The organism is Desulfitobacterium chlororespirans DSM 11544 (genome assembly GCF_900143285.1).
Lineage (GTDB): Bacteria > Bacillota > Desulfitobacteriia > Desulfitobacteriales > Desulfitobacteriaceae > Desulfitobacterium > Desulfitobacterium chlororespirans.
The window spans coordinates 166,378-179,249 of sequence record NZ_FRDN01000012.1 but is presented as its reverse complement, the minus strand read 5'-3'; the positions used below and the strand labels follow the sequence as shown (position 1 = coordinate 179,249).

Sequence of the window (12,872 nt, the reverse complement as noted above, 5' to 3'; positions counted from 1 at the left end):
CCTCCTTAACGATTGAGAAGGGAGCCGACATATTTGACGATTTCATTGGCACAAATGGGGCAGTACCCATGAAGCTGAATCAGGCGATCCGTCACTTCATTAATGCGGCGCAATTGCTCCTGGTCCGGATGGGATACTGAAGTCGTCACCTTAATCACATCTTTAAGATCGGCAAATAATTTCTTCTCGATAGCCTCTCTTAACCGCTCATGAGAAGTGTATTGAAAAGCCTTGTTTTTGCGGGCATAAATGGAAATGCGGATCAGTATTTCTTCCCGAAAGGCTTTTTTGGCGTTCTCCGATACCCCAATCTGCTCTTCGATGCTGCGCATGAGTTGCTCGTCCGGCTCTAACTCCTCTCCCGTAATCGGGTCGTAAAGCTTGCTGGAGTTACAATAGGCTTCGACATTATCCAGATAGTTATTGAGTAAAGATTTAGCCGATTCTTCATAAGCGTAAACAAAGGCTTTTTGGACCTCTTTTTTCGCTACTTCATCATATTCCTTGCGGGCGACCGCAATGAGATTGACCAGATTTTCTCGCTCCTCTTTGGTGATAGAGGTATGTTGGGAAAGGCCATCCTTAAGTGCTCGTAAAATATCCAAGGCATTGATGCAGGATTTGTGATCGCGGATGAGAGCTGTTGAGATACGGTTAATAACGTAGCGGGGATCAACGCCGCTCATCCCTTCACCCTGCTCTTCACCCTCAGTCATAATATCTTTAATATCCTTCTGATTAAACCCTTCCACATCTTCCCCATCGTAGAGACGCATTTTCTTGACCAGATCCATACCTTGCTTTTTGGAGGGTTTCAGCCGGGAGATGATACTGAAAGCTGAAGCCGTCCAGAGGCTGTGAGGAGCCAAGTGAATCCCCTTAAGATCACTTTGCTGGATCAGCTTTTCATAGATTTTAACCTCAGAACTGATTTTCAGGTTATAAGGAACTGGAATCACGATGATCCGGGATTGGAGCGCCTCGTTCTTTTTATTGGCCACAAAGGATTTATATTCGTTTTCATTGGTATGGGCGATAATCAACTCATCGGCGGAAATCAAGGCAAACCGCCCTGCTTTAAAATTCCCTTCCTGAGACAGGCTGAGCAGGTTCCAGAGAAATTTTTCATCACTTTTCAGCATCTCCTGGAACTCCATAAGACCTCTATTGGCCTTATTCAATTCACCGTCGAAACGATAGGCTCTGGGATCCGATTCTGAACCGTATTCCGTAATGGTGGAGAAATCGATGCTTCCCGTCAAATCTGCGATGTCCTGGGATTTAGGGTCAGAGGGGGTGAAGGTCCCGATGCCTACCCGCTGTTCTTCAGAAAAGACGATTCTCTTAATAGGTACATCCTCCACACGGCCTTGGAACTCTTCTTCCACTCTCAGCCGGCAGACCGGGCAAAGATTGCCTTCGATACGAATCCCGTATTGCTGTTCGAATTCTTCCCGCAGGACCTGCGGAAGCAAATGGAGGGGATCCTCATGCATGGGGCAGCCATCAATAGCGTAAACGGCGCCCTCCTCCGTCCTGGTATAGTCCTCCAGGCCTTTTTTCAGCAAGGTTACAATGGTGGACTTACCCCCGCTGACGGGTCCCATGAGCAGAAGAATCCGCTTCCTGACATCCAGTCGTTTCGCTGCCGAATGAAAATACTCTTCTACCAGGCGCTCCAAGGTTTTCTCCATGCCAAAGAGTTCTTTATTAAAGAATGCATAATTCTTATGATCATTTTCTTCTTTAATTCCTGCTTTACGAATCATCTCATAGATCCGTGCATGGGCGTGCATGGCAAGCTTGGGGTTTTCAACAATCTTTAACAGATATTCCGTAAAGGTTCCGTTCCATGCCAAGGCAGCTTCTCTATCCCGGTAATTTTTAAGCCATTGTATTACTTCCATCGTAGTCCTCCTTTTCGCTATACATCATACCTTACAAGGCTTAATCTAAATATATGCCTTAATTAAAAAGAAGAGACATTAGTTTTCTCCTCCCTTGGCGAAACCTTGGCAAAGGGTCTCAAGCATAATAAAAACGCCTGCGGCTTTTCAGCTTCACAGGCGTTAATCACAAAAATCAAGAGCTTTATATTATTACTGCAATCTTGTCAAATCTTTGGCGTCATAAGCATATTCTCCAGAAAAGACGTCTAATTGAACCACGAAATACTCACCGAGTTCATCTTTTTCCAAGCGTACCACGGTTCCCATTTTTGAATTATAGGTTAACACGCGGTCGCCACGTTTAAACTTTGGTAAGCGATCCGGGATGCCCGTCTTAATGGATTCATATTTTGCTGCATACATATGACTTACACCTCCGTTTTATGTGAAAGTAATTTCTTGCTCTTATTCTACCATAGTTTTTATTTTAAATCTAGTCATAATTATAGGTAATTTTCTCAAATTTCCGATAATTAATCAAATAAGATAAAATAAAAACTGTCCTTTAATACTCTATCCCTTTGCGAGCCTGGATCCCCAGCTCATAAGGATGTTTAATGTCCACCATCTCTGTGACAAGATGAGCTTTCTCTATCAGTTGAGGTGAAGCATTGCGGCCTGTCATGATAATCTCTACATGCTCAGGTTTCTGAGCCAGTAGTTCTATGACCTCCTCTTCGGGAATCAGTTCAAACCAGATGGCATTGACGATTTCATCAAGGATGACAATATCCCATTCTCCAGACATCATGATCTCCCGGGCTCGCTCCAAACCTGCCCGGGCCTCGCGGCAATCATTTTCCTCAGCTTGTCCTTTAAAGACCCATCCCGGTGAGCCGTATTGCTCAAGCCGGCATTCCGGCTCCAGACGTTTCAGGCCTTGCAATTCCCCATAATCCTGGCGGCCCTTCATAAACTGAAGTATAAAAACATGATAGCCATGTCCGACAGCCCTCAGGGTCAACCCTAAAGCTGCTGTTGTCTTACCTTTATTATTACCGGTATAAATCTGAATTAAACCTTTTTCCAGATTAGCCATAAGTTTACACCTGCCTCGACCATTGTTCTAGCTGGGGGTGAATATATGCCACATTGGGGCAGTGAATAAGTTCCGGAAACTTCTCGACAATCTGCTGAGTGAAAGCATAAGTAAAAAGAATCTTAATCGCCGATTTCTCATCCGCAGCCCGCAGTTCCACTTTGTCTGGATAAAAATAATAGCTGGTGTTGCTGTCCCGCCACGAGGTCTCCAGTTCTCCGCACTTTATTTTAATAATTCCGAATTGCTCAACTTTAATACTGCCAATGCTCGAAAAAGCCAGGGACATTTGGCCCGTTTCCAATGATACTTGCCCTGATTTATGGCGGCAATGGATGAGATGTTCAATGATCAACCGGGCCGGAATAGAAATTTCTTCGAATATTCTCCGATGATTTCTAACTTCCTCTGCCCATTCTTCGAAATGATGGACATGAACGGAACGGACTTTAGAAATCTTCTTCAGCGACTGTTCTATCACATGATGGATATCTTCCAAGCTTTCCAACAGGAGCATGTCATCTAACTTCACAGCAATCCCTCACATATCCTTCTCTTGGCTATATCCATATTCTAACCGAAAAATGGAATCTTTCCTAGTATTCCGGCACAATTTATCAATGTTTCTTCTGACGAACCTTGCGGGAAACTCTTTGTACCGCCCGTTCCAAATCCATGGTCTCATACCCGATGTCCCGGGCAATCTCTATGGATTGCCAATAGCATTGCAAGGCATCCAGATATTGCTTGCGGCGCTCATAATATTCGGCTAATCGCTGCACTGCATTCAAGGAATGGGCATGATAACCGGCAATCATCCGTTTGGATTCTTTCCGATAGTATTCACTTTCTTCCTCTTCTCCCAAGGCGTCAAGAAGAAAGGCCAAATATTCATAACACTCACCTAAGCGGAGATCATCCCCCAGAAGCTCAAAAATAGCGGCAGATTCCAAAAAGTATTTTTTAGCCTGGCCGTACTCTTCCTTTCTGACCATAAGTCTCCCTAAGCTTTGTAAGCGCAGAGCCAAGCTGAGCTCATGATCGGGACAGAGTTTTATGGATAGCTCAAGGTAGTATTGAGTCTCATCCAGGTATCCTAAGCCTTGCAGAACTTTTGCCATAAAATAGACCGACTCACTAACGTCTTCCCATAAATTATTTCTCATCTGCAGCACAACCGCCCTTTGCAGAGCTACTAATGCTTCTTCAAGTCTCTGCAGTTCAAACATCATAAAAGCGTAGTATTGCAGGCTGTTGATCAGCGATACCTCTTCTTTGCTCCCGGCAAAGACTTTACAGGAATGCTGTATACATAGTATGGCCTGGTCTTTATCCTCCAGTTGATAATGAACTTCACCAATGAGGACACTTAGCTCCCCTTCACCTTTGGGATAATTAAACTTGTGACACAAGTTCATGGCTTTCCTGTAAGTATCCTGAGCTTCCTGCCAGCGTTCCAAGGCCGAATAAGCCTGACCCAAATCGCTGTACAGCATGGCCAAACGAAGGGGCGGCGACTCAAGGGGATATACTTCAATAGCCCGGCAATAGAAGTGTATGGCGTTTTCGAAATTATTTTTTTCCACGGCCACACTGGCTAAACCGGCTAAAGCTTCGGACATTCCTTTATAGTTATTGACCTTTTCACAGATTTGCAGAGCTTCCCGGAATCCTTTCTCTGCTATTTCTGTCTTTCCTTGCTTCACTTGAACCGTCGCCAGTAAACGTAAGGAAAAAGCCTTTACTAAGGGTACATCGAGATGGTGTGCGATCCGCACTGCTCTCTTGAAATAATTTTCCGCTTTCACATAATCTGTTTGGCCCAAACAAGCCGTGCCTTTTTCCATTAGGGTTCGCCAAAATTCCAAGCTGTGATCGTTCATCAGCATCCCCTCCGTATCATAGTCATCATATGCAGAGAGGTGCTTTTTGGCGCGAAAACAAGCCTACAGGCGAATTGTTTAACAATCTAGACAGTAAGGTCGAAATATGTTAATCTAAATTATGTGGGAGGTGTTGTTATGAACGCTTATCGTCCTGCTCCGTCTTCTAATTGGGTTATTGTCCTGAAAATTATCCTTTTAATTCTTGCCCTTTATTTTTCGGCGATACTCCTGAGTCATGTTTTTGGTTGGTTTTTCTCGATCGCTTTTGTGGTCATTCGTATTGCCGTTTATTTTGTCACCAGTATCCTTGTCCTTCATCTTTTTCTTAAGCTCCTGTTTGGCTATGACCTGCTGAGGTTTATCCTGGGGACACGATTCAGCCGTTAAGAAATGTTCATACATTAAACTATTAAAAAGCACCGCATGGTGCTTTTTCTTTATTCTCAATGAATTAGTACAGCCTCTCTTTACATGTTCCGTTCGGACTTTGAATATCTTTTGAAGAGGGAGGGATAATTCATGAAATTTATTGTCTTTAAACGACCGGCTTTGCGCAATGCTATGCTCTGGGCTATCCTCTTATTCGTGGTCCTTGCTTATCGTGAAAACGTTATAGCTGTCTTTTCCAGCAAGCTAAAGCCCATTTACTCAGCGGAAGTTACCACCAGTGAAATTGGCCTGACTTTCGATATCAGCTGGGGAGAAAAAACCCCGGAACCAATTCTGGATATTTTGCAGGAAAAAGGAGTCAAGGCTACCTTCTTTTTATCCAGCCCCTGGGCTGCCAAACATGAAGACCTGGTAAAACGCATGGTGGCGGACGGTCATGAAATTGCTTCCCATGGCAACCGGCATATTGATTTAAACACTTTAAGCCCGGGAGAGATTGAGCGTGAAATTATGAGTGCCCACGAAGTTCTTCAACAGATTACCGGACAAAAAATCTCCTTACTGAGACCACCTAACGGAGCTTATGATAATAAGCTGATCAGTGTCTCACAAAGGCTCGGCTATCAAGTCATTCAATGGAGTGTGGATTCCCTGGATTGGAAACGCCCCGGACCGGAAGCGGTTATCCATAATGTGCTGAATGGCCTTCCCAACGGGCATGGCGCAGGGCCGGGTGATATCATCCTCTTCCATGCCTCAGACTCCGCTCCGGACACGATTAAAGCCCTGCCGGTGGTGATTGATCAGCTGAGAGCCAAAAATTATCAGCTGGTCCCTGTAAGCCAATTGCTGAAAAGCGCTGCCAAAACCTGGCCGCCGGAAAGCAATCTCCCTCCACTGGAGCAAACAGGTTCCTCTTGACCACTCTGGGTAGCCTCTGACAGCTTAGCGCTTGCCCGTTATGTCTTGCAACGCCCCTTCAGCTTCAACACGCTCCTTGGCCTGTGCCAGGGCCTGAGCGGCATCCTTTTTAATAAAACTAGGTAATCCCGTTTGAATTGCCCCATCTAAATACTCTGCAGCCTGGGCAAATTCACCCCGTTCATACGCTTTAACCCCCGTTAAGTACTGGATGCAAGCTTCCCCTTTTTCCTTGGCCTCCAGTGCTTTCAAGGTATTCTCATAACCCTCTCGATCCCCGATCACAAGGGCCAGCAGGGCTTTTTTCACTAATACCTGCTCTCCATATGAAGTGACTTGGACCGGCGAACTCTGGCTGCTTAATTCCTTGGCTTTCCCCCATTGACCTGTGAAGAGAGCTAAGTCATACTCTGTCTCCGACACCAAGGGATGTGTTGAGGATATATCTGCCGCCATTTGCCATGATTTCTGGGCCTGCTCCAATTTTCCCAAGGCCAGATAACTTCTGGACAAGGCAATGTTCTTCAATACCCGGTCCCCTGAGTTTAGGTCCCCCTCACTGATGCTTAACAAAGTATTAACCGCCTTCTCATGTTCTTCGCCATTACCCCAGCGCATTCCCTGGGCCAGCTTCTGAAGAGCAGGATTGTGAAGGACGGCGATGACCTTCTCCGCCTCATCGGGCCTATCTTTTAATAAATAAAGCTGAAACAGCCAGAAACGATGACCATCATCTTCATGGTGCACTAATTCCGACTCTATTTCCTCATACTCACCCTGATTAAGCTTTAGCCATAGTTCCCCTTCGGCAATGAAGGGGAGCTTCTTTAACCAAGCCGCATTTTTTTCTATCCAGGCCAGCTCCTGAGCAAGAGCAGCAAAATCATAGTGGTCTACCGCCCCCCGATAGGCACCGACATGTTGCAAATAGGGCAAACCGGCAAAAAGGAGGAGCAAGATCAGTATTCCGGATAGCAGAATTTGCAGAACTCGCTTCTTTCTCTTGTTGCGATGAGGTATTTTCTTTCTCTTTAATGTCCTTTCCATGTGGAAAAGCCCTCCCCTACCACTTCCGGAACATCGGAAATCGACAAAAATGCCTTAGGATCGCGAGTGCGGATAATTTCTTTGATCTGAGACATTTCCGTCCGGCTGATGACACAATAGACCACTTCTTTATCCTCTTTCGAGTAAGCTCCTTTAGCCTGAAAAAGCGTAACTCCCCGATCCAGCTTCTCCATAATATCCTGAGCAATTCCGTGGGGGTCTCCAGTGACGACCAGAACGCTTTTGGAGGGGTTCAGGCCCTCCTGCACCATGTCGATAACTTTGGTGGCTATAAACATATAAATCATCGCATACATGGCTCGCTCCGGGCCCAGAAAGACAGCGGCCGCTATAAAGATCAAAGCGTCAATGCCCATCAGAACCTGCCCGACACTAAAGGAGGTGGTGCGGCTGAAAAACACCGCCAAAATATCTGTTCCGCCCAAAGAGCCGCGGCTGCGGAAAATAATGCCCATGCCAATGCCACTGACAACACCGGCAAAGATACAAGCCAACAAAGGATCAGCGGTAGGATTAGGAATTGCCATGGTTACTTCTAAAGCTAAAGAAAAGGCTGCAACGCCGATGATGCTATACACCAAAAAAACTCGTCCAACCATTTTCCACCCGATAAGAAACAAGGGGATATTTAAAAGAATAACGACTTTACTGACAGGTAAATTGAACAAATAGTAAACAATAATCGCGATCCCCGTGACTCCTCCATCCGCTATCTTATTGGGAATGATCATGGAGTTGATGCTGGCGGCTACGATCACCGCTCCTATGATGATTGCCACAATTCTTTTCAAGTGAACCCACGTCACCCGTAGATAATCTTCTCTCCAGCTCAAAAAAATCCCACCCATCATGAAACTTTTCTTCCATCCATTACAATTGTTGAGATTATCATCTTATAGTGAGAAGAATCCCCTTTGATTATACTCCTAAGTATAGAGTATGCAATGAAAAAACGCCGCAATCCCTTGCGACGTCATTGTAACATATGGTGCGCCCGGCAGGATTTGAACCTGCGACCTCCGGCCTCGGAAACCGTCACTCTATCCCCTGAGCTACGAGCGCTCGAAAACAACCGCTATATCACTTTACTAAAAGTACCTGGCTTTGTCAAGACATAACGTGAAAGTCTAAAAAAACAAATTACTTTTACACTAAGGCCCTTTTGGTGACTGCATAGATTTCCTCGTGTATTTCCTCGATAGACTTCAGCCTATCTTCAGACACACAATCTATGGTCAGCCAGTTTTCCCTTACCCGGACTTTTTGGGCATTATCATAGGACTCCTTAAGATAACCCCTATTTTTCTCATGAATGTCCTGACTGGTAACCGAGGATTTGTCTGCACGGCCGGCAATAAAGCTGATACTCAGGTCAGGAGGCATGTTGAGATAAATAACCAGGTCCGGTTCAGGCAAACCCATTAAGCGATATTCGAAATCTTTCAGCCAATCAAGATAGCTTGCCCAGCCGGCGGGGTCTTTGATTTTAACAGCTTGGTGGATCATATTAGAGGTAGTGTATCGATCGGAGAGAATGATCCCACCCCGGCTGTAAAAATCCCCCCAGAGGGTTTTGTAAGAGGCATAGCGATCCACAGCATAGAACGTAGATGCTGCATAAGGATTTACCACATTAGGGTCCGTGCCGAACTCTCCTCCCAAATACATGGTGACCAGGGATGAGGAGGGGCTGGAATAATTGGGGAACTCCACTTTTTTTACTTGCAGCCCTTCATCTGCGAGGCGCCGCCATAGCTTCCGGGTCTGGGTCGCCTTGCCGCTCCCATCTCCACCTTCAATAATAATGAGTTTACCCATACTCTTACTCCATCCTCCCAGTCATTTGGCACCTTAGCCGAAGGGCCGCCGGAAATCGGCGGCCCCTGCATTTTGGAATATGATTAAAACCAGAGTTCTTTACTCCACAATGTCAGCGTACTGGAAGTACCAGTAGCCATAGGGAGAGTGCCAGGAACCTGTAATTTTGGGGCTTTGCAGATAGAACTCATTGTAATAAGCGATCGGTATGACGGCAGCATCAGCCATCATGTGATCTTCAGCCTGATGCAAGTAACCGGAACGTTTCTCGGGATCAACTTCTGCAGCAGCCTTACTCATCAGCGCATCATATTCAGCGCTCTTATATTTAGCATTGTTGTTGCCATTGGTACTGTACATCAGATCCAGCATATTGGAGGCATCATTGTAATCAAACAGCCATCCGTCACGGCTGGTTTGATAATCACCGGCACGACGCTGGGGAGTGAAGCTGGCCCACTCGACGATCTCTACATTCGTTGAGATACCCAATTCCTTCCAGGCTTGCTGGAGATATTGGGCGACCACTTTGTGATAAGCAGTATCGTTAGTGGAATAGGTGACGGCCGGGAAGCCTTTACCTTCGGGATAGCCTGCCTCAGCCATAAGTTCCTTAGCTTTGGCCAGGTTGCCTTCATGATCATCGATACTAATATAGGGTTTGCCGCCGTTGGCATTAGCCATAAAGCTGCTGCCATCCCAATCAGCTACGCCTGTGCCGATGAAATTAGGGGCAGCGGTATAGGTTCCTTGCATCAAGGTTTCAGCCACATATTTGCGATCAATGGCCAAGCTTAAGGCCATGCGAACACGGGGGTCTGAGAACTGGGGCAAGGTATTGTTGATGTCAAGATAATAGGTGCCAAGCAGCGGGTCAATATAGAAGTCATCCTTACCTTGAAGAGAAGGAATCTCCGCAGTGGGCACATCCTTGATCATCATGGCTTCGCCGGTCTTATAAGCGGCATAGGAAGCATTAGAATCCTCGATCAGGAGCAGTTTGATGGAATCCAGCTTGATGGAATCCGCATCGCGGTAATTAGGGTTCTTGGTGAAGAGGATATAGGAGCTGGGCACCCATTCAGAGATTTGGAAGGGGCCGTTACCGATATAGCTTTCAGGTTTGGTAGCCCAGGCGTCGCCGTGAGCTTCGATGGTAGCCTGTTGTACAGGGCTCAAAGTCGCGAAAGCGGCCAGCTTATCAAAGTAGGCGCAAGGATTGGCCAGCTCAACTACGAAAGTTTTGTCATCAGGTGCGGAAACAGCCAGGGCATCGGGATTGCCGTCGGCAGCTTCTGCAAATCCTTTGACCATACCCAGTACGGTTTCACCGTAAGGAGCAGCGGTAGCAGGATCGGCTACCCGTTTCCAACTATACACAAAGTCCTTGGCAGTCAGAGGTGAGCCATCAGACCACTTCAGGCCATCACGGAGATAGAAGGTCCAGGTCAGGCCATCTTCACTGGTCTTCCAGTCTTCAGCGGCACCAGGGATGATCTTGTTGTCTTTGTCCACATTGAGCAGACAATCAAAGGCAAACAGAAGCATGTTGCCACCATCTACGGCACTGTTCAGTGCGGGATCGATGGTCTCGGGGTTAGGGCCAATCTGAGCCACAAGCTGTTTAGGCTTTTTGTCGCCGTCAGCTTGAGCTGGGGCGGACTGTTTACCGCAAGCGGTAATCGTCAGAGCCAGGATCATGGTGATGACCAGTATTAGGGTACTTTTTCTTTTCATGACATTCTTTTCCTCCTTTTTCTTTTGGATATTTATCATCCACCGTGACATGGGCACGGTAAATAATTTAAAGGACGGAATCATTGCACCCGGTCCAGATGATGGCAGGCGGCAAAATGACCGGCCGAGACCTCGCGCCATTCCGGTTCCTCGGCGGCACACCGTTCGTCGGCGTAAACGCACCGGGTACGGAAACGGCAGCCGGAGGGGGGATTGACGGGGCTGGGGACATCGCCCTCCAGCACGATACGTTGGGTGCTGCGGGAAACCTTGGGGTCGGCAATCGGGATTGCTGATATCAAACTGCGGGTATAAGGGTGGACGCTGTGAAATGTCAGTTCATAGCTGTCAGCCAGCTCCACCAGCTTACCCAGATACATCACACCGATACGGTTAGATATATGCTTGACGACACTCAAATTATGAGAAATAAACAGATAAGTCAATCCCATACGCTGCTGAAGTTCTTCAAACATATTGACTACCTGAGCCTGAATGGATACGTCCAACGCCGAAATAGGCTCGTCACAAACGATAAACTCAGGGTTTACAGCCAGAGCACGAGCGATGCCCACCCTTTGGCGCTGGCCGCCGGAAAATTCATGGGGATAGCGGTTGGCATGTTCTGTATTCAGGCCCACCAAGCTTAAAAGCTCCACAATACGTTCCCGGCGTTCCTGGGCATTGGCTGCCAAACGATGAATATCGATAGCCTCTCCCACAATGTCCCCTACGGTCATGCGCGGGTTAAGGCTTGCATAGGGATCCTGAAACACAATCTGCATCTTGCGCCGGTAAGGCAGCATATTCACACGGGTGATATCTTTGCCTGCGTAAAGGATTTTACCCCCGGTGGGTTCATGCAGCCGCAGCAAAGTCCGCCCTGTCGTCGTCTTGCCGCAGCCCGACTCTCCTACAAGGCCCAGGGTTTCACCTTTATTGATATAGAAGGACACATCGTCCACAGCTTTGACAACTTTTTTCTCAAGCAGCTTTTCACTTTTCACCGGAAAATATTGCTTTAAGTGCTGTATTTCCAACAATTTATTATTATTATCAATCATGTTGAACCTCCGACTGCCCCTCGAATTTTGCTTTGTCCAGAAGCCAACACGCACTGTAATGTTCTTCGCTAAGCTTGGTATAGGCCGGCATAGTGCTCAGACAAATTTTCATACATGAACGACAGCGGGGAGCAAATGGGCAACCCGCCGGCGGATTGAGCATGTCCACCGGTAAACCTTCAATCGGCACCAATTGCTTGTGTTCCCGATCATTGATATTAGGCACGCTCAGAAGCAGGCCTTTGGTATATTCATGGGATGGCTGATAGAAAATTTCATCCGCGGTGCCGGATTCAATCACCTTACCGGCATACATAACAGCAATGCGATCACACATACCGGCCACAACACCCAGGTCGTGGGTAATCAGAATAATAGACATCCCCATTTTTTCCTTCAGATTGATCATAAGTTCGATGATCTGAGCTTGAATCGTCACGTCCAAAGCGGTCGTCGGTTCATCAGCGATCAACAGCTTGGGCTCACAGGCCAAAGCGATAGCAATCATCACCCGCTGGCGCATGCCGCCGGATAATTCATGAGGATATTGCTTTAAGCGTTTTTCTGGTTCGTTAATGCCTACTAACTGCAAAAGTTCCCGGGCACGCTCGTTGGCCTCTTTCTTGGTCTTCTTGGTATGGAGAAGAATGACCTCCCGGATCTGATTGCCGACGGTATAGACCGGATTGAGGCTGGTCATCGGATCCTGGAAAATGATCGATACCTCATTTCCTCTGATCTCACGCAGCTCCCGTTCCGTCATCTTATTGATATGATGTCCGTTGAAATAAAGATCACCGCCGATCAAGCGGCCAGGATGAGCCGTCAGGCCCATGAGACTGTATGAGGTAACCGATTTTCCGGAACCGCTCTCCCCTACAACCCCCAATACTTCGCCTTCACGAACATGCAGGGACACATCATTGAGTGCTTTTACCTCACCTGCAGGGGTAAAGAAGGAGAGCCTCTCGTTGCGTATATCAACTAAATACTCATTCAT

13 protein-coding genes and 1 tRNA gene are annotated in these 12,872 nt (G+C 46.9%); 2 read left to right on the top strand and 12 right to left on the bottom strand.

The genetic code is table 11. The features are described 5' to 3' along the window. Nucleotides 1-5: 5 nt before the first annotated feature. The 5 genes from BUA14_RS19130 to BUA14_RS19110 form a co-directional block, all read right to left on the bottom strand. Nucleotides 6-1,907, bottom strand: coding sequence for a PrkA family serine protein kinase (locus BUA14_RS19130; RefSeq protein ID WP_072774054.1), 1,902 nt, complete (start codon nt 1,905-1,907; stop codon nt 6-8). A 192-nt stretch (nt 1,908-2,099) separates the two neighbouring features. Then, nucleotides 2,100-2,312 carry a hypothetical protein gene (locus BUA14_RS19125; RefSeq protein WP_015944332.1) on the bottom strand — a complete coding sequence of 71 codons (213 nt, stop codon included), beginning with the start codon at nt 2,310-2,312 and terminating at the stop codon, nt 2,100-2,102. Between the two features lie 142 nt (nt 2,313-2,454). After that, entirely contained in the window at nt 2,455-2,988 is a 534-nt protein-coding gene (gene cobO / locus BUA14_RS19120) for a cob(I)yrinic acid a,c-diamide adenosyltransferase (protein WP_072774053.1), read from the bottom strand. A gap of 4 nt (nt 2,989-2,992) precedes the next feature. After that, nucleotides 2,993-3,520: a hypothetical protein gene (locus tag BUA14_RS19115; RefSeq protein WP_072774052.1), complete on the bottom strand. Its 528-nt coding sequence runs from the start codon at nt 3,518-3,520 to the stop codon at nt 2,993-2,995. Between the two features lie 85 nt (nt 3,521-3,605). Continuing rightward, on the bottom strand, nt 3,606-4,877 hold the full coding sequence (locus tag BUA14_RS19110) for a tetratricopeptide repeat protein (RefSeq protein ID WP_178371745.1): 1,272 nt from the start codon (nt 4,875-4,877) through the stop codon (nt 3,606-3,608). 132 nt (nt 4,878-5,009) lie between these two features. On the opposite strand from BUA14_RS19110, the gene BUA14_RS19105 reads away from it, so the two are divergent. After that, nucleotides 5,010-5,261, top strand: a complete 252-nt coding sequence (locus BUA14_RS19105; RefSeq protein WP_015944334.1) for a hypothetical protein — start codon at nt 5,010-5,012, stop codon at nt 5,259-5,261. Nucleotides 5,262-5,393: 132 nt separating this feature from the next. Beyond that, nucleotides 5,394-6,185, top strand: coding sequence for a polysaccharide deacetylase family protein (locus BUA14_RS19100; RefSeq protein WP_072774050.1), 792 nt, complete (start codon nt 5,394-5,396; stop codon nt 6,183-6,185). Nucleotides 6,186-6,209: 24 nt separating this feature from the next. Here BUA14_RS19100 and BUA14_RS19095 read toward each other — a convergent pair whose 3' ends face one another. The 7 genes from BUA14_RS19095 to BUA14_RS19065 all read right to left on the bottom strand — a co-directional run bounded on the left by BUA14_RS19095 (nt 6,210) and on the right by BUA14_RS19065 (nt 12,872). Next, nucleotides 6,210-7,232 (bottom strand): hypothetical protein, encoded by a 1,023-nt coding sequence (locus tag BUA14_RS19095; RefSeq protein WP_072774049.1) that lies wholly within the window; start codon nt 7,230-7,232, stop codon nt 6,210-6,212. Further along, nucleotides 7,217-8,104: a YitT family protein gene (locus BUA14_RS19090; RefSeq protein ID WP_072774048.1), complete on the bottom strand. Its 888-nt coding sequence runs from the start codon at nt 8,102-8,104 to the stop codon at nt 7,217-7,219. The genes BUA14_RS19095 and BUA14_RS19090 overlap by 16 nt, the downstream gene beginning before the upstream one ends. 135 nt (nt 8,105-8,239) lie before the next feature. Beyond that, nucleotides 8,240-8,315 (bottom strand) — tRNA-Arg (locus BUA14_RS19085). A gap of 84 nt (nt 8,316-8,399) precedes the next feature. Next, nucleotides 8,400-9,071: a dTMP kinase gene (locus BUA14_RS19080; protein ID WP_072774047.1), complete on the bottom strand. Its 672-nt coding sequence runs from the start codon at nt 9,069-9,071 to the stop codon at nt 8,400-8,402. 99 nt (nt 9,072-9,170) lie between these two features. Continuing rightward, on the bottom strand, nt 9,171-10,808 hold the full coding sequence (locus BUA14_RS19075) for a peptide ABC transporter substrate-binding protein (RefSeq protein WP_072774046.1): 1,638 nt from the start codon (nt 10,806-10,808) through the stop codon (nt 9,171-9,173). An 80-nt stretch (nt 10,809-10,888) separates the two neighbouring features. After that, on the bottom strand, nt 10,889-11,872 hold the full coding sequence (locus BUA14_RS19070; RefSeq protein WP_072774045.1) for an ABC transporter ATP-binding protein: 984 nt from the start codon (nt 11,870-11,872) through the stop codon (nt 10,889-10,891). After that, nucleotides 11,865-12,872: an ABC transporter ATP-binding protein gene (locus BUA14_RS19065; protein ID WP_072774044.1), complete on the bottom strand. Its 1,008-nt coding sequence runs from the start codon at nt 12,870-12,872 to the stop codon at nt 11,865-11,867. The genes BUA14_RS19070 and BUA14_RS19065 overlap by 8 nt, the downstream gene beginning before the upstream one ends.

Bases quoted from the DNA above. Each gene is read 5' to 3' on its own strand.
- BUA14_RS19110 (WP_178371745.1), bottom strand. From the start codon at position 4,877: ATGCTGATGAACGATCACAGCTTGGAATTTTGGCGAACCCTAATGGAA.
- BUA14_RS19090 (WP_072774048.1), bottom strand. From the start codon at position 8,104: ATGATGGGTGGGATTTTTTTGAGCTGGAGAGAAGATTATCTACGGGTG.
- BUA14_RS19065 (WP_072774044.1), bottom strand. From the start codon at position 12,872: ATGAATGAGTATTTAGTTGATATACGCAACGAGAGGCTCTCCTTCTTT.
- BUA14_RS19100 (WP_072774050.1), top strand. From the start codon at position 5,394: ATGAAATTTATTGTCTTTAAACGACCGGCTTTGCGCAATGCTATGCTC.
- BUA14_RS19080 (WP_072774047.1), bottom strand. From the start codon at position 9,071: ATGGGTAAACTCATTATTATTGAAGGTGGAGATGGGAGCGGCAAGGCG.
- BUA14_RS19075 (WP_072774046.1), bottom strand. From the start codon at position 10,808: ATGAAAAGAAAAAGTACCCTAATACTGGTCATCACCATGATCCTGGCT.
- BUA14_RS19130 (WP_072774054.1), bottom strand. From the start codon at position 1,907: ATGGAAGTAATACAATGGCTTAAAAATTACCGGGATAGAGAAGCTGCC.
- cobO (WP_072774053.1), bottom strand. From the start codon at position 2,988: ATGGCTAATCTGGAAAAAGGTTTAATTCAGATTTATACCGGTAATAAT.
- BUA14_RS19105 (WP_015944334.1), top strand. From the start codon at position 5,010: ATGAACGCTTATCGTCCTGCTCCGTCTTCTAATTGGGTTATTGTCCTG.
- BUA14_RS19125 (WP_015944332.1), bottom strand. From the start codon at position 2,312: ATGTATGCAGCAAAATATGAATCCATTAAGACGGGCATCCCGGATCGC.
- BUA14_RS19095 (WP_072774049.1), bottom strand. From the start codon at position 7,232: ATGGAAAGGACATTAAAGAGAAAGAAAATACCTCATCGCAACAAGAGA.
- BUA14_RS19070 (WP_072774045.1), bottom strand. From the start codon at position 11,872: ATGATTGATAATAATAATAAATTGTTGGAAATACAGCACTTAAAGCAA.